The 19,235-nt window shown below is 63.6% G+C and carries 24 protein-coding genes and 3 tRNA genes; 10 read left to right on the top strand and 17 right to left on the bottom strand.

What is annotated here, in order from left to right:
- Positions 1-3 precede the first annotated feature (3 nt).
- Both NK214_RS00085 and NK214_RS00090 read right to left on the bottom strand, forming a co-directional pair.
- Positions 4-261: an acid-shock protein gene (locus tag NK214_RS00085; protein WP_107797890.1), complete on the bottom strand. Its 258-nt coding sequence runs from the start codon at positions 259-261 to the stop codon at positions 4-6.
- Positions 262-435: 174 nt separating this feature from the next.
- On the bottom strand, positions 436-1,734 hold the full coding sequence (locus NK214_RS00090; RefSeq protein WP_227106541.1) for a hemolysin family protein: 1,299 nt from the start codon (positions 1,732-1,734) through the stop codon (positions 436-438).
- A gap of 178 nt (positions 1,735-1,912) precedes the next feature.
- Here NK214_RS00090 and NK214_RS25140 point away from each other — a divergent pair, with 178 nt between their 5' ends.
- Together NK214_RS25140 and NK214_RS00100 are read left to right on the top strand one after the other, a co-directional pair.
- Positions 1,913-2,578: an HIT family protein gene (locus NK214_RS25140; RefSeq protein ID WP_371926177.1), complete on the top strand. Its 666-nt coding sequence runs from the start codon at positions 1,913-1,915 to the stop codon at positions 2,576-2,578.
- A 39-nt stretch (positions 2,579-2,617) separates the two neighbouring features.
- Complete coding sequence (locus NK214_RS00100; protein WP_253313489.1) at positions 2,618-3,454, top strand: sulfurtransferase; 837 nt, start codon at positions 2,618-2,620, stop codon at positions 3,452-3,454.
- Positions 3,455-3,456: 2 nt separating this feature from the next.
- Here the strand turns inward: NK214_RS00100 and NK214_RS00105 are convergent, their stop codons facing one another.
- Positions 3,457-4,050: an alpha/beta hydrolase gene (locus NK214_RS00105; RefSeq protein WP_227106537.1), complete on the bottom strand. Its 594-nt coding sequence runs from the start codon at positions 4,048-4,050 to the stop codon at positions 3,457-3,459.
- Positions 4,050-4,826, bottom strand: a complete 777-nt coding sequence (locus NK214_RS00110; RefSeq protein ID WP_107797886.1) for an exodeoxyribonuclease III — start codon at positions 4,824-4,826, stop codon at positions 4,050-4,052. The genes NK214_RS00105 and NK214_RS00110 overlap by 1 nt, the downstream gene beginning before the upstream one ends.
- A gap of 74 nt (positions 4,827-4,900) precedes the next feature.
- Between NK214_RS00110 and pyrE the strand changes: the two genes are divergently transcribed.
- A complete protein-coding gene (gene pyrE, locus NK214_RS00115) occupies positions 4,901-5,545 on the top strand; it encodes an orotate phosphoribosyltransferase (protein ID WP_235084877.1) in 645 nt (214 codons plus the stop codon).
- Positions 5,545-6,138 carry a DUF4124 domain-containing protein gene (locus tag NK214_RS00120; protein WP_107797884.1) on the top strand — a complete coding sequence of 198 codons (594 nt, stop codon included), beginning with the start codon at positions 5,545-5,547 and terminating at the stop codon, positions 6,136-6,138. Before pyrE ends, NK214_RS00120 begins: the two co-directional genes overlap by 1 nt.
- Here NK214_RS00120 and NK214_RS00125 read toward each other — a convergent pair whose 3' ends face one another.
- The 6 genes from NK214_RS00125 to NK214_RS00150 form a co-directional block, all read right to left on the bottom strand.
- Positions 6,139-6,468 (bottom strand): hypothetical protein, encoded by a 330-nt coding sequence (locus NK214_RS00125; protein ID WP_227106531.1) that lies wholly within the window; start codon positions 6,466-6,468, stop codon positions 6,139-6,141. It lies immediately after the preceding gene.
- Between the two features lie 35 nt (positions 6,469-6,503).
- Positions 6,504-6,950 (bottom strand): YbaN family protein, encoded by a 447-nt coding sequence (locus NK214_RS00130; RefSeq protein ID WP_199225783.1) that lies wholly within the window; start codon positions 6,948-6,950, stop codon positions 6,504-6,506.
- Positions 6,947-7,528: a biliverdin-producing heme oxygenase gene (locus NK214_RS00135; protein WP_227106529.1), complete on the bottom strand. Its 582-nt coding sequence runs from the start codon at positions 7,526-7,528 to the stop codon at positions 6,947-6,949. Before NK214_RS00135 ends, NK214_RS00130 begins: the two co-directional genes overlap by 4 nt.
- A 246-nt stretch (positions 7,529-7,774) precedes the next feature.
- Positions 7,775-7,850: transfer RNA gene (locus NK214_RS00140), tRNA-Lys, on the bottom strand.
- 25 nt (positions 7,851-7,875) lie between these two features.
- Positions 7,876-7,951, bottom strand: a tRNA-Lys gene (locus tag NK214_RS00145).
- Positions 7,952-7,987: 36 nt separating this feature from the next.
- Positions 7,988-8,063, bottom strand: a tRNA-Lys gene (locus tag NK214_RS00150).
- 257 nt (positions 8,064-8,320) lie between these two features.
- Between NK214_RS00150 and NK214_RS00155 the strand changes: the two genes are divergently transcribed.
- The gene (locus NK214_RS00155; protein WP_107797881.1) at positions 8,321-8,758 is read left to right on the top strand and encodes an FxsA family protein; all 438 of its coding nucleotides are present in this window, start codon (positions 8,321-8,323) and stop codon (positions 8,756-8,758) included.
- Here NK214_RS00155 and NK214_RS00160 read toward each other — a convergent pair.
- The gene (locus NK214_RS00160) at positions 8,752-9,048 is read right to left on the bottom strand and encodes a DUF167 domain-containing protein (RefSeq protein ID WP_253313490.1); all 297 of its coding nucleotides are present in this window, start codon (positions 9,046-9,048) and stop codon (positions 8,752-8,754) included. The two genes, NK214_RS00155 and NK214_RS00160, sit on opposite strands and share 7 nt — an antisense overlap.
- Before the next feature lie 101 nt (positions 9,049-9,149).
- Here NK214_RS00160 and NK214_RS00165 point away from each other — a divergent pair, with 101 nt between their 5' ends.
- From NK214_RS00165 to NK214_RS00185, 5 genes are all read left to right on the top strand, one after another.
- Complete coding sequence (locus NK214_RS00165) at positions 9,150-9,617, top strand: Dps family protein (RefSeq protein WP_107797879.1); 468 nt, start codon at positions 9,150-9,152, stop codon at positions 9,615-9,617.
- 140 nt (positions 9,618-9,757) lie between these two features.
- Entirely contained in the window at positions 9,758-10,618 is an 861-nt protein-coding gene (locus NK214_RS00170; RefSeq protein ID WP_253313491.1) for an energy transducer TonB, read from the top strand.
- A 20-nt stretch (positions 10,619-10,638) separates the two neighbouring features.
- On the top strand, positions 10,639-11,007 hold the full coding sequence (locus tag NK214_RS00175; RefSeq protein ID WP_107797877.1) for a VacJ: 369 nt from the start codon (positions 10,639-10,641) through the stop codon (positions 11,005-11,007).
- A 70-nt stretch (positions 11,008-11,077) separates the two neighbouring features.
- Positions 11,078-11,491 carry a YbgC/FadM family acyl-CoA thioesterase gene (locus tag NK214_RS00180; RefSeq protein WP_253313577.1) on the top strand — a complete coding sequence of 138 codons (414 nt, stop codon included), beginning with the start codon at positions 11,078-11,080 and terminating at the stop codon, positions 11,489-11,491.
- Between the two features lie 55 nt (positions 11,492-11,546).
- Positions 11,547-12,032, top strand: coding sequence for a TlpA disulfide reductase family protein (locus tag NK214_RS00185; RefSeq protein ID WP_107797876.1), 486 nt, complete (start codon positions 11,547-11,549; stop codon positions 12,030-12,032).
- Positions 12,033-12,081: 49 nt separating this feature from the next.
- Here the strand turns inward: NK214_RS00185 and NK214_RS00190 are convergent, their stop codons facing one another.
- The 6 genes from NK214_RS00190 to htpX form a co-directional block, all read right to left on the bottom strand.
- Positions 12,082-12,837: a molybdopterin-synthase adenylyltransferase MoeB gene (locus tag NK214_RS00190; protein WP_253313492.1), complete on the bottom strand. Its 756-nt coding sequence runs from the start codon at positions 12,835-12,837 to the stop codon at positions 12,082-12,084.
- Positions 12,838-13,064: 227 nt separating this feature from the next.
- Positions 13,065-14,333: a sigma-54 dependent transcriptional regulator gene (locus NK214_RS00195; protein ID WP_019100015.1), complete on the bottom strand. Its 1,269-nt coding sequence runs from the start codon at positions 14,331-14,333 to the stop codon at positions 13,065-13,067.
- Positions 14,333-16,441, bottom strand: coding sequence for an ATP-binding protein (locus NK214_RS00200; protein ID WP_107797874.1), 2,109 nt, complete (start codon positions 16,439-16,441; stop codon positions 14,333-14,335). Before NK214_RS00200 ends, NK214_RS00195 begins: the two co-directional genes overlap by 1 nt.
- On the bottom strand, positions 16,441-17,013 hold the full coding sequence (locus NK214_RS00205) for a DUF4390 domain-containing protein (RefSeq protein WP_233246632.1): 573 nt from the start codon (positions 17,011-17,013) through the stop codon (positions 16,441-16,443). Before NK214_RS00205 ends, NK214_RS00200 begins: the two co-directional genes overlap by 1 nt.
- Positions 17,000-18,250, bottom strand: a complete 1,251-nt coding sequence (gene rsmB, locus NK214_RS00210) for a 16S rRNA (cytosine(967)-C(5))-methyltransferase RsmB (RefSeq protein ID WP_253313493.1) — start codon at positions 18,248-18,250, stop codon at positions 17,000-17,002. Before rsmB ends, NK214_RS00205 begins: the two co-directional genes overlap by 14 nt.
- 95 nt (positions 18,251-18,345) lie before the next feature.
- Positions 18,346-19,203, bottom strand: a complete 858-nt coding sequence (gene htpX, locus NK214_RS00215; protein WP_227106518.1) for a zinc metalloprotease HtpX — start codon at positions 19,201-19,203, stop codon at positions 18,346-18,348.
- Positions 19,204-19,235 lie beyond the last annotated feature (32 nt).

Here is a 19,235-nt window from a genome sequence, read left to right on the forward strand (position 1 = left end):
GAATCAAGCCGCTTTTTTCACCTGCGCTTTTTTGTGGTGATGCTTCTTAACGTGCTTCTTGGCGGCCTGGGCTTTCTGCGCGGCCGGAGCGGAAGCCGCTTTCTTGGCGTGCTTCTTGTGATGGTGTTTCTTGGCGTGATGCTTCTTGGCGTGCGCCGGAGCGGCGGCTTTGGCGGCCGGGCCGGAGGCGTCGGCGGCGAAGGCGGCGGCGGAAGTCAGGCCGATTACGGAAGCCAGGATCAGTGCGGTGATCTTTTTCATGATGTTTCTCCAAGTCTGCGACTTATCGGTTGTCAGGGCACCGTCCTGGTGCGTCCTTGAATTCATCATATGCAAGCCGCCTCGCCGCAGTCTGTGAGGCCTGTGTTAAATCATGTAACCGATCGTACAAGGCCTCAGCGCCGCGCCTCTCCAAGCGAGCGGAGTCAAATCTTCTCAGACCGGCGCCGGCTCCTTGGCCGCCACCCGCGTCACCAGGATCTGATCGATCTTGTGATTGTCGATGTCCACCACTTCGAACTTGTAGCCCGCGTATTGCACGCAATCGGTGCGGCGTGGAATCTTGCGCAGCATATACATCATGAAGCCGGCCACGGTTTCGTAGTTCTGATCGTCCGGCAATTCGTCGATCTCCAACACCCGCAGCACATCTTCCACCGGGGTGATGCCGTCCACCAGCCAGGAATTCTCATCGCGTTTGACGATTTGCTCCTCCTGTCCCTGGCCCACCAGATCGCCCATCACCGTGGACATCACGTCATTGAGCGTGATCAGGCCGACGACAAAAGCGTATTCGTTCAAGATCACCGCGAAATCCTCGCGCGTGCCCTTGAATTGATCCAGCGACTCCGACAAGGTCAAGGAGTCCGGAATCAACAGCACCGTCTTCAACAAGCCGGGCTCCTTCAAGGAGATCGCGCGGCCGGCCAGCACCCGGCGCAGCAAATCCTTGGAATCGACGTAGCCGACCACATTGTCGATGCCATTGTCGCAGACCAGGAACTTGGAATGCGGCTGCTCGGCCACCTTGGACTTGATGCTGTCCTCCGCTTCGTCCAGCGTGAAATAGATGATGCTCTCCCGCGGCGTCATCGACGACGGCACCAGCCGGCTTTCCAGCTCGAACACGTTCTCAATCACCTGATGTTCCTGCCGGTGCAGCACGCCGGCTTCCGCGCCCGCGTCCATCATCGCCGAGATGTCGTCGCTGGTGATCTCGTCGCGCGGGCTGGTCGGCATGCCCACCAGCCGCAGCAGCAGGCCGGACAATTCATTGAACAGCCACACCAGCGGCTTGAACAGCAACACCATGAACAGCATGGGCCGCACAATGCGCACCGCCACCGTCTCCGCGGCCACCATGCCCAGACGTTTGGGCGTCAAGTCGGCGAACAGGATGAACAGGCTGGTCACCAGCAGGAAGGACGAGAGAAAACCCAGGCTCTGAGCCAGATCCGGAGACAGGAAAAACCCCAATACGCGGGCGAAGAAGGGCGTGAACGCCGCCTCGCCGACAATGCCGCCCAGGATGGCCACCGCATTGACGCCTATCTGCACCACGGTGAAGAAATGTCCCGGATGCTCCTGCAAAGCCAGCACCTTGCCGGCATTGACGTTGCCCTCGTCCATCATCTGACGCAAGCGGATCTTGCGGGAAGCCGCCAGCGATATTTCCGACACCGAGAAAAAGGCGCTGGCCAGAATCAGCGCCAGAATAATCATCATATCCGTCATCAAGCTCTCCATTGTGCCCGCCGCAGCGCCTGAACACCGCACAGGCGACGGCATACGGCAGAAGGCATGATAAATAGTTCAAATCATAATTTCTGTAATGATAGCAGCGAACCGGGCTTTAGCCGAAGCCCGCGGCAACCGTTACAATAAGGTTTCCGCATTTCAAAAGGCCGCCATCATGGATTGTGAATTGTGCCAGGCCCCGGCCGGACAAGTATTGCACGAAGACGATCATCTCAAAGTCCTGCTGGTGGACGAGGAAGGCTACCCCGGTTTCTGCCGCGTGATCTGGAAGGCCCACGTCAAGGAAATGACGGACCTGTCCGCCTGCGACCGCCTGCACCTGCTGGACTGGGTCCATTACGTGGAAGCCGCGCTGCTGCACTGCATGCAAGCCGACAAGATCAACCTGGCCAGCCTCGGCAATATGGTGCCCCACCTGCACTGGCACGTGATTCCCCGCTTCGCCGACGACGCTCATTTTCCCGCCCCGATCTGGGCCGCGGCCCGCCGCCAAAGCGCTCCGCGCGCCTGGCCGCAACTGGCGGAGCAGTTGCGCCGACAGCTCGCCGCCGCCCAGACTCATTGCTGGCTGGACTATCAAATCCAGGTGGACCAGGTTCCGGACGGGCTGGAAGGCGCCGATCTGGCCTGCTACCGCTTCTTCGCCGAATCCGGCCTGAGCTGGGCGGTCGACAGCGTGGACGCCGACGGCCGGCACTGGCTGGCCTTGCGCCGCTGCGGCCCGGACGGCACGAAACAAGTGGACAGCCTGCGCCTGGAGCCCGGCAGCTACCGGCTGCTGCCCTGCCCGCGTCCTTATCAGGCTGGACGGCTGCGCTAAGCGCCCGCCCTCGGCCATCCATCAAGAAAGAGGAATGCCATGCACCAAACCTTGATCTCCGCGGAACAGCTAGCGGCCCTGCCGGCAGAACGCCTTGTGATTCTGGATTGCCGCTTCCGGCTGGAACAAGCGGATTATGGCTTGACCGCCTATGAGGCCGGCCACCTGCCGAACGCGCATTACCTGAACCTGGATTACCATCTTTCCGGCAGCAAGACCGGCGCCAACGGCCGCCATCCGCTGCCCGACGGCAGCCGCTTGGCGGTGGACCTCGGCGCGATCGGCATCACTCCGGACACCCAGGTGGTCGCCTACGACGACGCCGCCGGACAATACGCGGCCCGCGCCTGGTGGCTGCTGCGCTGGCTGGGACACTCCGCGGTCGCGGTGCTGGACGGCGGCGTCCAGGCCTGGACCCGGACCGGCCGCGCCCTTGACCAGCAAACGGCGGAACGCCGTCCCTGCCGTTTCTCGATCAAGCCCGCGCTGGAAGACACCGTCGACGCCGCCGCCGTGCTGAGCAATATCGAGCAGCCGGCCTTCACCGTGGTGGACGCCCGTTCCGCCGAGCGCTTCCGCGGCGAAGGCGAAACGCTGGATCCGGTGGGCGGCCATATTCCCGGCGCGGCCAACCGCTTCTTCATGCTCAACGTCGACGCCGACAACCGCTTCAAGCCGACGGAACAGCTGCGCGCCGAATGGCAAGCGGCGCTCGGCGACCTCGATCCGGCGTCCATCGTTCATCAATGCGGCTCCGGCGTCACCGCCTGCCACAATCTGCTGGCGCTGCGCCACGCCGGCTTCGAAGGCAGCCGGCTCTACCCAGGCTCCTGGAGCGAATGGTGCAGCGACCCGGCGCGGCCGGTGGCGCGCTAGGCTCAGGCCAGCATCAGTTCCTGCAGCAAATCCTGGCCGAAGCGCCAATGCCCAAGGCGCGCGGCGCTGCCCAGGTGTCCATGCGCGCCGGCGTCCACCAAGGGACAGCCCCAGGCTTGCGCCATCGCCTCGGCCTCGGCCATGTCGCAGAACAAGTCGTCGCGGCTGGCCACCAGCAAGGCCGGCGCCGGCAAGCGCAGCGTCGGCGCGTTGAAGCCGGCGAAAGCGGGCAAGGGCGCGTCCTCCGGCAGTTCGCCGCTGGCGCGCGCCCGCGCCTCGCTGATGGGCAAGGCCGGCGGCGCCACCAGCAGCAGCCCTTGCAGCCGCTTCTGTTCGCGCAAGGACAAGGTCCGCAGCCAGGCCGCCGCCGCATGGCAGCCCAGGCTGTGCGCCGCCAGCATCCAGCGGCCCGGCACCTGCTCCAGCGTGCGCCGGATGCCTTCCACCCAGGCCTCGCACTCCGGGTACAGCCAATCGTCCTGCTCCACCCGGCGCGCCAAGGGGTAGCAGCGCTCCCAACTGGTCTGCCAATGCTCAGCGCCGGAATTGCCCCAGCCCGGCACCGTGATCAAGGTGACGTCGTCCTCGTCCAACATCACAGGCTCCGTTCGTAATCGACGATCAGCGGCGCATGGTCGGAAAACTTCTCGTCCTTGTATACCGAGGCCTTGCGCGCCAGCTCCATCAGCGACGGGGTCACGATGTGATAATCGATGCGCCAGCCCACATCCTTGGCGTAAGCCTGGCCGCGGTTGCTCCACCAGGTGTAGCCCGGCGTGTCCGGGTACAGGCGGCGCCAGGCGTCGCACCAACCCACGCGGCCCAGCAAGTCCGTCATCCAGGCGCGCTCTTCCGGCAGGAAACCGGAGTTCTTCAGATTGCCCTTCCAATTCTTCAGATCAATCTCGTTGTGGGCGATATTCCAGTCGCCGCAGATCACGATGTCGCGGCCGGCCGCGCGCAGCGTTTCCAGATGCGGCATGAACACGTCGAGAAAATCGAATTTCACTTGCTGGCGTTCATCGCTGCTGGAGCCCGACGGCAGATACAGCGAAATCACGCTGAGATTGCCGAAATCCAGTTGCAAAAAGCGGCCTTCGGCGTCGATCCAGTCGACGCCCAGCCCCTCCACCACCGCATCCGGTTGATGACGGGTATACAGGCCTACGCCGCTGTAGCCCTTTTTTTCCGCGTAATGGAAATAGCCGGTCATCCCGTCCGGCTGGCGCATGCGCTCGGACAGGTCGCCGGCCTGGGCCTTTAGTTCCTGCACGCAGACGAAGTCGGCGTCTATGCCGGCCAACCAGTCGAAAAAGCCTTTTTTATCGGCGGAGCGGATGCCGTTCAGATTGGCGGAAACGATTCGAAGCAAAGGACTCTCCCGTGATATGCTTGCCGGCAATTTTTTCAGCCGTTCAAACAGTTAACAGTTAATAAGGAGTAATGATGAGCGATTTCCGTCAGGATTTTATTCGTTTTGCGCTCGACAAGCAGGTTTTGAAGTTTGGCGAGTTCATCACCAAGGCCGGCCGCAAGTCTCCCTACTTCTTCAACGCCGGCCTGTTCAACGACGGTCTGTCCACTTTGCACTTGTCGCGCTTCTACGCCAAGTCGATACTGGAAAGCGGCGTGCAATTCGACATGTTGTTCGGCCCGGCCTATAAAGGCATCATCCTGGCCGCCGGCGCCTGCATGGCGATGGCGGAACAGGGTCGCAACGTGCCCTTCGCCTACAACCGCAAGGAAGCCAAGGACCACGGCGAAGGCGGCACCCTGGTGGGCGCCCCGCTGCAAGGCAAGGTCCTGATCATCGACGATGTGATCTCCGCCGGCACCTCGGTGCGCGAATCGGTGCAGCTGATCCGCGCCGCCGGCGCCGAACCGGCCGGGGTGGCCATCGCGCTGGACCGCATGGAACGCGGCAGCGGCGAATTGTCGGCGGTGCAGGAAGTGGCCCAGCAACATGGCCTGCCGGTCATCGCCATCGCCACGCTGAAAGATTTGCTCGGCTTCCTGGAACACAGCCCGGAACTGGCGGCGCACCTGGACGCGGTGCGCGCCTACCGGGCGCAATACGGAGTCAACGACTGATGAAACCGCTTGCCGGACTCGCGCTGCTGATACTGGGAACCGCCGCCTGCGCCGGCGGCCTCTACAAGTGGGTGGACGAATCCGGCAAGGTGCATTACAGCGACTCCCCGCCGCTGCAAAGCCAGCAGCAGGGCGTCGCCGAGCTGTCCAAGCAGGGCGCCGTCACCAAACCGGCGGAAAGCCCCGCCGCCCGCCAGGCGCGCGAAGCCGCCGAGGCCGCGCAAAAACAACGCGACGCCCAGCAATTGGAAAACACCCGCCGCGACAACGCGCTGGTGGAAAGCTACGCCAACCTGCAGCAACTGCAGGCCGAGCGCGCCAAACAGCAGGCTGTGCTGCAAAGCGCGCTGGACGCGCTGCAACAGCGCTCTCGCGGCCTGACGCTGCAAATTCAAGGCATTCAGCAAGACATTGCGCAAAGCCGGCGCAACAAACAGGCCCCTCCGCAAAACAGTCAGCGCAATCTGAACGTGTTACAGGCGGAGCAAGCCGAACTGGCCAGGCAAATCGCCGCCAAGCAGCAAGAGCTGGCCGCCTTCCGCCAAAAGACTCAGAACGACCTCAACCGCTACCGGCAATTGCGCGGCGGCTAACTACTGCCCGCCGTCCTTGCGCTGCCAAGCCTCATTCAAGGCCTTGGTGGCCGCCTCGCTGGTCTGCGCCGCTGCGGCCTGAGCCGACTTGGCCGCCTCCAGTTCCGCCGTGGCGCCGCTCAAGCCCGCCTGAGCCTCGCTCAGTCGCTGCTCCGCCTTGAGCTTGTCGGACTCGGCCTGCGTCAAACGCGCGTCCGCCTTCTGCTGCGCGCCGCGCACTTGCTGGTAGTACATCTGCGCCGCCAGCAACTGTTCGTCCGCCGTCTGCGCCACAGCCAAGGCAGGCAAGGCCAGGGCGGCCAAGGCCGCGACGATTCCGTTTACCCTCATCACACAGCTCCCGTTTTCGGTGTCGATGCGCAAGCTTAACGCGGCGGCGGGGTTTTGGCTAAATCCGGCTGGGGCGCCGCGGCCGTCCCGGCCGGTTCGATCGCCTGCGAAGGCCGCGACAGCAAGTACAGCAAGACACTCAATTCGATCGCCCCCACCAGCCACGGCACCCAGTGCGGAGGCCGCGCCAGCAACAAGGCGGCGAAACCCGCGCCCATGCCCATGGCGGCGAAGCACTTGGCCTTGACCGGCACCACGCGGTGCTCGCGCCAGCGGCGCAGGCCCGGCCCGTAACGCGGATGCGCGAGCAGCCGCTGCTCCAGCCGCGGAGAGGACTTGCTGAAGCAAGCCAAGGCCAAAATCAGAAAAATCGTGGTCGGCATCACCGGCAGCAAGGCGCCGATGACGCCCAAGGCCAGCATCGCCACGCCGGCGCACAGGTATAGCCAGCGCACCGCGGGGTGCCGCAAACGCTGACTCAAGCGTACACCTGGTCCAGATGGCTGTTCATGCAGGCGAAAGCGGCCACCGCGCCAGCGGTGACGCGTTGCTCGGCCGCCTCGTCCAGCTGCAGACCGTCCAGCGCCGCGGTGAACGCGCGCCAGTGGCGGGCGCGGCCGTCCGGGTGGCCGGCCAGATGGCGGGCGCCGCAATGCTCGTCCAGGCCCAGTTTGCCGGCCAGCTTGTACAGAATGGCCGCGCCCAGCTTGGAGCCCTCCACCACGTAGAGCCAACCCATCGCGCTGGCCACGTCCAGCGTGCTGCTGATCGGCGCTTCGCGCAATTCCGGCAGCGGGCGGTCCAGATCCCGCAGATCGGCGGCGATGCTGTCGTAACGGCGGCGCTCGGCCAGGTCCGGGAACAGGCGGGCCAGCTCGGGATTGTCGTACAGCGCGTCGGCGTCGCGCAGGAAGCGGTATTGCGCCAGCAGGAAGCGCGCATAGTTTTCACGGGTGGCGAACGGCTGATTCGCCATGATGCGCTGGTCCAGCGCGTCGTGGGTTTCGTGGGTGCGGGCCTTCAAGTCCTGAGTGCGGGTTTTCTCGACAACGGTAGTCATGCTCTGTGTTTCCTGTTTGATGCGATCCCGGCGCCTGCGCGCGGCGGCGCGGACGTCGGGAAGAGGCGAATAACTCGCCATTATAATGCGAATGATTCTTACAATCATTATCAAATTTACCACGACAAAGACATGTCCGCGAGAAAGACCCCGGAAAACCGGCAAACGCTAAAGCAGAGGGAAACAAGGGAAGCGAGAAAAAACAAAAAGGCCAGTTCTCGCGAACTGGCCTGATTGCTATATATTTGGTGGGTCGTGCGGGATTCGAACCTGCGACCAACGGATTAAAAGTCCGCTGCTCTACCAGCTGAGCTAACGACCCGATCCTGGGCGCTAAGAGTTTGTCGTGGTGGGTCGTGCGGGATTCGAACCTGCGACCAACGGATTAAAAGTCCGCTGCTCTACCAGCTGAGCTAACGACCCCCAACAAAACTCTTGGCAATTTCCGGTATCGGAAACTGGTGGGTCGTGCGGGATTCGAACCTGCGACCAACGGATTAAAAGTCCGCTGCTCTACCAGCTGAGCTAACGACCCAAGAGAGAGCGCAACTATAATGAAACAGTTCAGGGTCGTCAACGGGTTTTTGCATTTTTTTTCATGATAATGACAGCAGCACGGGCGGAAAAGCCCGCTTGAAACGGGAACCGAAGCGCCGCGATATCATCTAAGCCCGAACGATAATTCCAGACCGGCCTTGAAAGCCGCCAAGCCATACCCATGTGTACAACAAGGGATCAGGTTTACGCGTCCGCCGCCTGATCGCGAAACCCACTTACCGGATTCAGTTGCCCATGCGCACCTTCCTCATCCTGCTGTTGCTGTACCCCTTCGCTGAAATCGCCGCCCTGGTGGCGCTGGCGGACCACTTCGGCGGGCTCGCCGTCTTCGTTTTCGTCGTGCTGTCTTCGCTGCTGGGCTTGTGGATGTTGCGCAACCAGCAGATCGGCGCCTTGTTCACCCTGGGCAGCGTGATGCGCCAGGGCGACCGCGTATCGCTGTATTCCTTGCTCTGGCCGCTGCGTTATTTGCTGGCCGGCGTGCTGTTCCTGATACCAGGCGTCATCAGCGACCTGGCCGCCGTACTATTGCTGCTGCCTTTCAAAGGCCCCAGCATTGCCGTCAATGCTCGCGCGGCGACCGGACCCGGAGCCGCCGCCGACCCCGACATCATCGATGGAGAATATACCCGGGTGGACAAAACCACGCCGCCCGACCGGCGCCTTCACTGACAGTCCAGCCGCCGCAGCGCGTCTTCCTCGGTGATCTCGCACTGAAGCAAGACCACCTTGTGCCGGCTCTTGTCGCCGGACAGCAGTTGAACGTCGCGCTTGGCCACGGCGAAGCGCTGCGCCAGCCAGGCCAACAGCGCGGCATTGGCCTTGCCGTCCACCGGCGGCGCGGCCAAACGTATTTTCAGGCAGTCGCCGTGTTCGCCCGCCGCCTCGGTTTTCCTGGCGCCGGGCTGCACATGCAGCGTCAGACGGACAGCGCCGTTGCGGCAGTCCAGCCAAGGTTTCATGATTTTTTCCCGCAAAACGGGAGAGTGTAGTCCAAAAGCCGCCGCGCCGGCGTCAGCCGACGGGAGGCTTCCGCTCTCCCTTCACTTATGAGGATATCGCGATGGATATTGGAATCAACGAACAAGACCGCCAGGAAATCGCTCATGGCTTGTCCCGCCTGCTGGCCGACACCTACACCCTGTATCTGAAAACCCACAACTTCCACTGGAACGTCACCGGGCCGATGTTCAACACCCTGCACCTGATGTTCGAAACCCAGTACAACGAACTGGCGCTGGCGGTGGACGCCGTGGCTGAACGCATCCGCGCGCTGGGCCACCACGCGCCGGGCAGTTATGCCGACTACGCCAAGCTGACCGCGATCCAGGAAGCCGCCGGCGCCCCGCCCAAGGCCGAGGAGATGATCCGCCAGCTGGTGGACGGCCATGAAACCGTATGTCGCACCGCGCGCAGCATTTTCGCCGTGGTGGAACGCGCCGCCGACGAGCCCAGCGCCGACCTGCTGACCCAGCGTCTGCAAGTTCACGAGAAAACCGCCTGGATGCTGCGCAGCCTGCTGGAAAAATAATACGCCCGCACGCTTGATGCATCGCCACGCCGCGCTCAGCGCGGCGTTTTTACTGGCCGCCGTGCTACACTTTCAGCTGCGCCCGGTTCCGCCTGCGGCGAACTCCGCTTACCCGGTGAAAGCCAACACAACAGCCATCCATGTCCACTAGTCCGCTCTCGCCCTCGACTTCCAGCGCCACCATGCTGCCGCTGGGCTTGACGCTGCTCGCTTCGCTGCTGGTCCATGCGCTGTTGTTCAGCCTGGAGATTCGTCCACGCTCCAGCCCGCCCGCGCCCGTCTCCGCCCAGATCATCAATGTGCAGTTGAACCAGACGCCCAGCCGCCAGACGCCCAAAACCCGCCGGCTGGCGGAGCAGAACAATCTGGGGGCCGGCAATAGCGCTCAGACCGACAAGCTGGCTAGCCATCGCGCGAAGCCGGTCGCCGCGCCGGAGGAGCCCGGCACGCCCGAACCCGCCGACGCATCGCCGCGGCAACAAACCATGGCCCGGCCCCCTGACGCCGGCAAAAAACCGGCGCTGCCGGCCGCGCAGTCCGGCACGGTCGGACATGTCAGCGCCGGCAGCCTGCTGGCCCAGGTCGGCGACTTGAGCCGGCAGTTGGGCGACAGCGGCCTGACCGACAAGGAGCAGGAAAGCGGCGGCAAACAGGGCAAGCTGGCCGAAAGCGCCCGCGGCTACCCCTGGGCCCGCTACCAGGAAGACTGGCGGCTGAAAGTGGAGCGCATCGGCAACCTCAATTACCCGGAAGCCGCCCGCCGCCAGAACATTCACGGCGCCGTGACGCTGGAAGTGCTGATTGCAGCCGACGGCAGCCTGCGCGACGTGCGCGTGCTGCGCAGCTCCGGCTTCGACGTGCTGGACGAAGCCGCCCGCCGCATCGTGGAACTGGCCGCGCCCTACGCGCCGTTCCCGGCCTCGCTCGCGGAGCAATCCAGCTCGCAACGCATCCGCCAGAAATTCGTTTTCACTCGCGACAATCAACTGTCCAGTCGCTGACACATCATCAAGGAATCTCCATGTACGAAGTCAATCGCAGCATCGCCCTGATCCGCCCCCTCGCCCCCTTCCACGCCTGGCTGCAATCCTTGCCCGGCGGCTTGGACGAGGAAATCTCGCTGCAGCACCTGGGCCAGGACTGCAACGCGCTGCTGATCCCGGCGGCGGAAGATTACGCCGACGCCCAAGCCTTTGTTTTCGAGCGTTACCAGCAATTATTCGCAGCCGAGCTGTCCGACTGGTGCGACGACGACAGCCTGTGGCCGGAAGAGCTGTCGCTGGAACTGTTCCAGCAATGGTTCTCGCTGGAAATCCATTCCATCGTCACCGACCTGGTGGACGAGGCGCTGGAGCGCGAGGCCTTCGTGCCGCTGGAACTGGGCGAATAACATGGGCGCCGCGGCGTCGCCGTCCATGGCGGCGCAGCGCGCCATCACGAGCAAAGGGGAAAACACCATCATGCAGCACAATACCAAGATCAAAGTGCGCGGCTATCATCTGGACCTGTACGGCCATGTCAACAACGCCCGCTATCTGGAGTTTCTGGAGGAGGCGCGCTGGAACTACTTCGAGAGCCGCGGCGACCTGCCTTGGTTCCTGCAGTCCGGCCTGGCGCTGGTGGTCGTCAACATCAATATCGATTACCGCTACCCGGCCACCATGGGCGACGAGCTGCAAATCGACACCGGCGTCAAATCGATAGGCACCCGCAGCGCGGTGATGCATCAACGCGTCACCCTGGTCGGCAACGGCAAGCTGGTGGCCGAGGCCGACGTCACTTTCGCAGTGTTTGACGCCAAACAAGGCAAGGCGGTGGCGCTGGACGGCAAGCTGAAGGAACTACTGGAACAAATGCTGGCCGAACAGGCTTGATCGCCATGGCATGAACCGTCCGGGCCGCGCCCGGACCTTACCGCAGGATAAGGAAATGAAGAAAGGTCTGCTCGCGCTGCTGGGCATCGCGCTGGTCGCCGTCGTCGCCTATATGACGCTGTTCGCCGGCTCGCCGGCACCCCAGGTCAACTACACCTCGCTCAGCGGCCAGACCGCCAGCACCGAATCGCTGAAGGGCAAGGTGGTGCTGGTCAATTTCTGGGCCACCAGCTGCCCGGGCTGCGTTGAGGAAATGCCGGAAATCAAGAAAATGCATCAGGAGTTCGCCGGCAAGGGCTATGAAACCATCGCGGTGGCGCTGAGCTACGATCCGCCCAATTACGTGAAGAGCTTCGTGGACAAATACCAGCTGCCCTTCTTCGTCGCGCTGGACGGCAATGGCGAGATCGCCAAGGCCTTCGGCGACATCCAATTGGCGCCGACCACCTTCCTGATCGACAAACAGGGCAAGATCATCAAGCGCTACGTCGGCGTAATGGACTTCAAGGAAGTACGCAAGCTGGTGCAGCAGCATCTGTGATGCCCGCTCGCCCCGGCAAAACCAACGCCCCGGTCAAACGGGGCGTTTTTCATCCTGCGGCGCACACCGCGCAAGCGGGATCCCGCGGCACCTTGATCTGGCGGAACTCTCCGCTCAGCCCGTCGTACAGAGTCAGCCGGCCCAAACGCGGCGCAATGCCGGCCAAGAGCTTGACCGCCTCCACTGCCTGCAAGCTGCCTATCACCCCCACCAGCGGCGACAGCACGCCGAAAGTCGCGCACGGCCCGTCCCCGGCCTCGCCCTCGTCCGGAAACAGACAGTGATAGCAGGGCGACGCGGCATCGCGCGGATCGAACACCACCAGCTGGCCGGCGAAACGCACCGCGGCGCCGGACACCAGCGGTGTGCCGGCGGTGACGCAGGCGCGGTTCACCGCGTGGCGGGTGGCGAAATTGTCGCTGCAGTCCAGCACCAGATCATGGTCGGCCGCCAATTCCTCAAGGGCCGCCTGGTCCAGCCGCCGCGCCAGCGGCCGCGCATCCACCTCCGGGTTGATGCGGCACATTCTCTCGACGGCGGACTCGGCCTTCAAATGCCCCAGGCTATCGCTGTCGTGAACGATCTGACGCTGCAGATTGGACAGCTCCACCACATCGTCGTCGGCGATGCTGATATGCCCTACTCCGGCGCTGGCCAGGTACAGCGCCACCGGCGAGCCCAATCCGCCGGCGCCGACGATCAGCGCGCGCGCCCGGTTTAGCCGCTGTTGGCCGGCAATGTCGATTTCCGGCAGCAGAATGTGCCGGCTATAGCGCAATAGCGCCTCGTCGTTGAGTTCAATCATGATTGCTAGCCTAATCCGAACGCCGCCGCCGCGCCATCGCCCAAAGCATAAGGCCAGCCGTATCCGGGCTGGCCTTATGCTCAAAGTCTGCTGCGCTTCAGCTATACGGCGTTGAAAATACCTTCAGAATGCTCATGTACCGTATGTACATTCCGCTACTTCAGCCATTTTCGCCTTGTCTCGCTCTTGCTCGCGAGACTTTGAACGGTTCTAACGGAAACGCGGACTTATTCTTCCACCGTCTTGCGGGCGAACTTGATGCCCAGCTGCTTGAGCTTGCGGTACAGATGGGTGCGCTCCAGGCCCACCTTCTGCGCCACCCGGCTCATATTGCCGTTCTCCAGCGAGATATGGTACTCGAAGTAGCGCCGCTCCAACTGCTCGCGCAGTTCGCGCAGCGGCATATTGAAGTCGAAACCGGACTCCTCCACCGGCTTCTCATGGCGGAACTGCGCCAGCACCTTGTTGACTTCGCCGGCGTCCACCTCGTCGGACTCCGACGTCAGCGCCAGGCTCTTGATGATGCTGCGCAGCTGCTCCAGATTACCCGGCCAATCGTACTGCCTCAAGGCGTTGAGCGCGGCGGTGGTCAGCTTGCGGGCCGGCACCTGCTTGGACTCCACCAGCTCGGTCAGGATCTGCTCGGCGATGAAGATGATGTCTTCGGAATGCTCGCGCAGCGGCGGAATCGGCACGATCACGCTGGACAAGGCCGTCAGCAGGCGGTTGTCGCACTCGGGATCCACCAGCAGTTCCTGCAACGGGCGGCTGCAGGAACACAGCAGCCGCACATTGAAGCGGTCCAGCTTGGACAGCAGGAACAGCAGCCCTTGTTGCACGCGGCGGCCGTACTGGCCGATCTCCGGCAGGAACAAGACGCCATTATTGGCTTTTTGCAGCAGCTCCAGCGGGGCGTCCGCCAATTGCTCCTGCTTGGCCGGCGTCACCCACGGGGTGTTGCCCTGATGGAAGAAGCGCGCCACCAGCTCGAAGCCGGAGCCCGGTTCGCCGGTCAGCAGCACCGGCGACTTGACCTTGGCCACGCGTTCCAGCTGCCGCTTCAGCTCCTGGATCGGCTCGCTGCGGCCGAGCTTGTCCAGATTGAGCGAGGTGTTGGCCTGCATATCGCCGTATTTCAGCGCCCGCTGCACCGTGGTCAGCAGCTTTTGCAGCGCGATCGGCTTCTCCAGGAAGTCGAAAGCGCCGATGCGAGTCGCCTCCACCGCGGTGTCTATGCTGGCGTGACCGGACATCATCACCACCGGCATGTTCAGCTGACCGGACTTGGCCCATTCCTTGAGCAAAGTCACGCCGTCGCAATCCGGCATCCAAATGTCCAGCAACACCAACGCCGGACGCGTCTGGTTGCGCAACTGTCTGGCTACCTCGGCGTTTTCCGCCAGCGCGACGGTGTACCCCTCATCCTGCAGTATCTCGGAGAGCAATTCACGGATACCGATCTCGTCGTCAACAATCAAAATATCGCTGCTACGCATTAGGCCTCCAGCAATGGCAGGGAGAGAAGGATGCGCGCGCCATTCGGTTCGAGATTACCCACTTTGATCTGCCCGTGATGGTCTTCAAGAATCTTCTTGACCACCGCCAGGCCAAGACCGGTACCTTTGGTCTTGCTGGTCACATAGGGTTCGAACACGCGTTGCAGGATCTCCGGAGCAAAGCCCGGACCGTTATCCTCCACGCAAACGAGCGCATAGCCTTCTTCTTTTCGGCTGCTAATTTGAATCATCGGGATGTCAACGTCAAGGACCGCATCTTGCGCGTTCTGAATCAGGTTATGTAAAACCTGCCGCAACAATGCCGCATCCGCCATGATCATCAACGGCCTTTCATCAAGCGCCATCTTAACAGCAGAGTTGGATTCGTAAAGAGCCATCACCTCCCGCACCACTTGATTCAGGTCCAATTCGGTCAACTTGGTGCGCGGCGCGCGCGCGTAATCGCGGAAGGCGTCCACCATGGCCTTGAGCGCGCCCACCTGCTTGATGATAGTGTCGGTGGAGCGTCGCAGCATGTCGGCGTCGGCGCCGGCCAGCTTGTCCTGCAGCTTCATCGCCAGCCGTTCCGCCGATAGCTGGATGGGCGTCAACGGGTTGCGGATCTCATGCGCCAGCCGCTTGGCCACCTCGCCCCAGGCCGCGTCGCGCTGGGCGCGCGCCAGTTCGGTGATATCGTCGAACACCACCACATAGCCCACCGCAGACGCCTCAGGCAGATGGGCGCCGCGCACCAGCAAGGTGCGCTCGCCCTGCACCGTCAAATAGTTAAGCTGGGTTTTCCAGTCGCTGTCGCTGTTCTTGGACGCGTACTCCAGCACGCACTCCACCAGCGGCGCCACCGCTGGAATCGAGGTGGCCCAGTGCGGGAAATCCTGATCCGACACCTCGGCGAAATCCACGCCCAGAATGCGCGAGGCGCTGGTATTGGCGGCGCGCAGCTGCCAATCGGCGCCGAAGGCGATCACCCCGGCGCTCAGGTTGGCCAGAATGCTTTCCAGGTAAAGCTTGCTGCTTTCCAGTTCGCTGCGGCTGAGGTCCGCGGCGTGGCGCGCGTCCTCGAGCTGCTGCGTCATCCGGTTGAACAAGGTGGTCAGCATGCCCAGCTCGTCGCGCCGGTATACCGGGTGGCGTTTGGAAAAGTCGCCCTGCGCCACGGCCCGGGTGCCGGCGGCCAGCTCCGACAAGGGCGCCGACAGGCGCTCGGACAAGAATAAGGCGAAGGCCAGCGCCGCAGTCAACGCCAGCAGCGCGGACAGCGCCAGCGTCAGCATGTAGAAGGTGGTCAGGCCCTCGCGGCCCAAAAGCAGCTGGCGGTACTCCGCGCGCGCGGTCTCGATCTGCTCCGCGTCCTGGGCGATACGGCCGGGAGCGGATTGCAGGGCCTGCAACACGCGTTGCTGGCTGTCCAGATTGCGGTAAATCAGCAGCGACTTCAGCACCAGGCCGCTGCCGCCGTCGTTCTCGAAGCTGTCCAGCGTCTGGCGCGGTTTGAGCTTGCCTATGCTCTCGCGCGACAGCGGAGGAGGCACTCGCTCGCTGAGTCCGCCGGCGAAGGCCAGCAGCTGACCGCTGCGGCTATAGACAGCAAGCTCGCGCAATCCCAGTTGCTCGCGCAAGCGCTCCAGCCGCGCCGGCAGCAGGCCTTCCGGCAAGGACTCGATATCGTCCTGCACCGAACGCGTGCGGCGCCCCAGGTCTTCCTGCACGTACTGCAGCGAGTTGCGCGCCAAGCCCAGGCTGCGGTCCAGCGCCGACTCGACGCGGACGTCGAACCAGCTTTCGATGCTGCGGGTCAGGAACTGTGCGGAAACGGTGAACACCAGGATGCCCGGCACCAAGGCCACCACCGCGAACATCATCACCAGCTTCTGGGTCAGCTTGGCGCCGAACACCCGTTGCCGCACCCGCTGACGCAGGCGCAGCAGCTGCCGCGCCACCACACCCAGCAGCGTGGCGAGCAGGAGGCCGTTCAGGCCGAACACCCACCAGTAGTATTCGTTGAGTTTGGATGCGTTGCCGGTGGCCAAGGCCAGCAGATAAAGCAGGATGGCGCCCAGCGTCGCCAGCGCAATCACCGCGTAACGCATCAGCCGCCGTCCTTCACGTCCAGCTTGACCCAGTCGGAGGACAGCGACCAGTCCGACGAGCCCAGCGCGTTCAATTGGAAGGGCTTGGGCAGTTCGCCGATGTCCAGCAACAGCCGCACCTGGCCGGCCACGCGCCCCGAGGCCCGCGGGTCCAGGGTGCCGGAGTTGAGCACGCGCCAGCCCTGGATAGCGCCCACCGCGCCCAGCGCTTCGCGCAGGGTGGGGTAGTAGTTGGAGAGATTGCCGATGGTGACGCGGTAGCGATTGGTCAAGGACTGATAGGACAGCTTGAAGCCCAACTGGGCATGCGGATCGAACCACTCGCTGAAATTCAGATAGTAAGCGGTCAAACGCGGCTTGGTCAGCTGGAACTCCAGCCGGAACGGCAGCACCACGCCCTGTTCCAGCGCGTCGCTGAGACTGGGCGTCAAGCGCGTCTGAAACCGGGTGCTGACGGACAACTGGCCGTCCGCCGTCACCTCGGCCTCAGCCCGACGCGAGCTGATGGTTTCGGCCTGCGCCGCCATGGCGAGACCGGCCAGCAAGCACAGCAGCAGGCTAACGTTTTTCAAGCAACGCGTAATAAAAGCCGTCATGACGCTCACAAGGAAGCAACTGCTCCTGTCTCAGGCACGCGGCATCCGCATGGCGATTCAGAAAGGAGTCTAGCTGTTGCTGATTCTCTTCGGGGAAAATGGAGCACGTAGCGTAAAGCATTTTGCCGCCCGAGGCGAGCAAAGGCCACAGCGCGTCGGCCATGGCGGCCTGCTGCACGCCCAGCGCGGCGAAATCGCCCGGGCGGCGCAGCCACTTGATGTCCGGATGGCGACGCACCACGCCGCTGGCGGAACAGGGCACGTCGGCGAGGATGCGGTCGAAGGGCCGGCCGTCCCACCAGCCGTCCGGCTGGCCGGCGTCGGCCGCATGCAGCCGCGCGGTCGCGCCGATGCGCTCCAGATTGTTGGCCACGCGCTGCAGCCGCTGTTCGTCGATGTCCAGCGCGGTCACTTCGACATCGGCGCTCTCCAGAATATGGCCGGTCTTGCCGCCCGGCGCCGCGCAAGCGTCCAGCACCCTTTGGCCGGCGCGCAGGTCCAGCCAGTGCGCGGCCTGCTGCGCGCCCCAATCCTGCACCGAGACTTCGCCGTCGGCGAAGCCCGGCAGGTCTCGCACATTGACCGGCCGCGCCAGCGTGATCGAGCCGTCGTCCAAAGCCTCGCCGTCCAGCCCGGCGGCGCGCAGCCGCTCCAGATAGGCCGCGGCGTCGCCATGGCGGCGATTGACGCGCAAAGTCATCGGCGGATGGCCGTTGTCGGCGTCCAGCACGGCTTGCCAGGCGTCCGGATAGGCGCGCTGCAAGCCCTTGATCCACCATAGCGGGTGGTTGAAGCTGGCCTCGATGTCCTTTTCCGCCGCGCGTTCCAAGGCGGCGCGCTGGCGCAGGAAGTTGCGCAGCACCCCGTTGACCAAGCCCTTGAAATTGCCCTTGGCCAGCCGGCTGGCCAGGGTCACCGCCTCGTTCACCACCGCGTACTCGGCGGCGCGGGTGTGCGAGAGCTGATAGAAGGCCACGATCAGCACCCGCTCCAGCACCGGCTCGGGCAAGGGCTTGGCCACCAGTTGGCGCAGGTAGAAACGCAGCCGCGCCAAGTGGCGCAGGCTGCCGTAGGCCAGATCCTGCAAAGCGCCGCGCTCGGACGGCGTCAACTCCGGCGCCTTGCGTTGAGCCTCGGCCAAGGCCTCGGTCAGATTGGTTCCGGATTCGACGCGCAACAGAATATTGGCGGCCAATTGCTGAATATGATGCATGGGTGCTTTCTATCAAACCATAACAAACAGGCCAATGCCCTCCGGCATTGGCCTTGCGCGATCAAGGCGGCGCACGGCCGCCCGACGCTCTTCAATTAATATACGCCGCGCGCCATCGCTTGCAGCCGTTCGATGCGGTCCGCGGTCTGCGGATGGGTGCGGAACAGATCGCCCATCCCGCCGCCGCCGGACAAGGGATTGATGATCATCATCTGCGCGGTTTCCGGGTGCGCCTCGGCGGTGGGCATCACAATGCCCTGCGCATAGTACTCGATCTTCTGCAAGGCGGAGGCCAAGGCCAGCGGGTCGCCGGAAATCTCGGCGCCGCCGCGGTCGGCCTCGAATTCACGCGCGCGGGAAATCGCCATCTGTATCAGGCTGGCCGCCAGCGGCGCCAGCAGGGCGATGGCCAGACGCGGCAGCCAGCCCACCGGCTGGCCGTTTTCGTCGCGGCCGCCAAAGAACATGGCGAAGTTGGCCAGCGCGGATATCGCGCCGGCCATGGTGGCGGAAATAGTGGAGATCAAGGTGTCGCGGTGCTGGACGTGGGCCAGTTCGTGCGCCATCACCCCGCGCAGCTCGCGATAGTCCAACATGCGCATGATGCCGCTGGTGGCGGCCACCGCCGCGTGCTCGGGACTGCGGCCGGTGGCGAAGGCGTTGGGCTGCTCTTCGTGAATCACGTAGACGCGCGGCATAGGCAGGCCGGCGCGCTGCGCCAGTTCCGCCACCATGCCGTAGAATTCCGGCGCGCTCTGGGCGTCCACCTCCTGCGCGTTGTACATGCGCAGCACCATCTGGTCGGAATTCCACCAAGCGTACACATTCATCGCCCCGCCGAACAGCAAGGCCAGAATCATGCCGCTTTTGCCGCCTATCATGCCGCCGATCACGGCGAACAGCGCCAGAATCGCCGCCATCAGCAAGGTGGTCTTGAACCAGTTGTCCGTCATTGCCGCCCCCTTTCCTCTCGCCTCAGTCTATC

Origin of the sequence: Chromobacterium sp. S0633, assembly GCF_024158805.1 — a bacterium.
Taxonomy (GTDB): domain Bacteria; phylum Pseudomonadota; class Gammaproteobacteria; order Burkholderiales; family Chromobacteriaceae; genus Chromobacterium.

Coding starts and splice junctions, on each gene's coding strand:
- NK214_RS00180 (WP_253313577.1), top strand. CDS start 11,078: ATGCAGCACAATACCAAGATCAAAGTGCGCGGCTATCATCTGGACCTG.
- NK214_RS00165 (WP_107797879.1), top strand. CDS start 9,150: ATGGATATTGGAATCAACGAACAAGACCGCCAGGAAATCGCTCATGGC.
- rsmB (WP_253313493.1), bottom strand. CDS start 18,250: ATGCATCATATTCAGCAATTGGCCGCCAATATTCTGTTGCGCGTCGAA.
- NK214_RS00125 (WP_227106531.1), bottom strand. CDS start 6,468: ATGAGGGTAAACGGAATCGTCGCGGCCTTGGCCGCCCTGGCCTTGCCT.
- pyrE (WP_235084877.1), top strand. CDS start 4,901: ATGAGCGATTTCCGTCAGGATTTTATTCGTTTTGCGCTCGACAAGCAG.
- NK214_RS25140 (WP_371926177.1), top strand. CDS start 1,913: ATGGATTGTGAATTGTGCCAGGCCCCGGCCGGACAAGTATTGCACGAA.
- NK214_RS00195 (WP_019100015.1), bottom strand. CDS start 14,333: ATGCGTAGCAGCGATATTTTGATTGTTGACGACGAGATCGGTATCCGT.
- NK214_RS00190 (WP_253313492.1), bottom strand. CDS start 12,837: ATGATTGAACTCAACGACGAGGCGCTATTGCGCTATAGCCGGCACATT.
- NK214_RS00155 (WP_107797881.1), top strand. CDS start 8,321: ATGCGCACCTTCCTCATCCTGCTGTTGCTGTACCCCTTCGCTGAAATC.
- NK214_RS00085 (WP_107797890.1), bottom strand. CDS start 261: ATGAAAAAGATCACCGCACTGATCCTGGCTTCCGTAATCGGCCTGACT.
- NK214_RS00185 (WP_107797876.1), top strand. CDS start 11,547: ATGAAGAAAGGTCTGCTCGCGCTGCTGGGCATCGCGCTGGTCGCCGTC.
- NK214_RS00175 (WP_107797877.1), top strand. CDS start 10,639: ATGTACGAAGTCAATCGCAGCATCGCCCTGATCCGCCCCCTCGCCCCC.
- NK214_RS00170 (WP_253313491.1), top strand. CDS start 9,758: ATGTCCACTAGTCCGCTCTCGCCCTCGACTTCCAGCGCCACCATGCTG.
- NK214_RS00105 (WP_227106537.1), bottom strand. CDS start 4,050: ATGTTGGACGAGGACGACGTCACCTTGATCACGGTGCCGGGCTGGGGC.
- NK214_RS00135 (WP_227106529.1), bottom strand. CDS start 7,528: ATGACTACCGTTGTCGAGAAAACCCGCACTCAGGACTTGAAGGCCCGC.
- NK214_RS00090 (WP_227106541.1), bottom strand. CDS start 1,734: ATGACGGATATGATGATTATTCTGGCGCTGATTCTGGCCAGCGCCTTT.
- NK214_RS00160 (WP_253313490.1), bottom strand. CDS start 9,048: ATGAAACCTTGGCTGGACTGCCGCAACGGCGCTGTCCGTCTGACGCTG.
- htpX (WP_227106518.1), bottom strand. CDS start 19,203: ATGACGGACAACTGGTTCAAGACCACCTTGCTGATGGCGGCGATTCTG.
- NK214_RS00100 (WP_253313489.1), top strand. CDS start 2,618: ATGCACCAAACCTTGATCTCCGCGGAACAGCTAGCGGCCCTGCCGGCA.
- NK214_RS00120 (WP_107797884.1), top strand. CDS start 5,545: ATGAAACCGCTTGCCGGACTCGCGCTGCTGATACTGGGAACCGCCGCC.
- NK214_RS00200 (WP_107797874.1), bottom strand. CDS start 16,441: ATGCGTTACGCGGTGATTGCGCTGGCGACGCTGGGCGCCATCCTGCTT.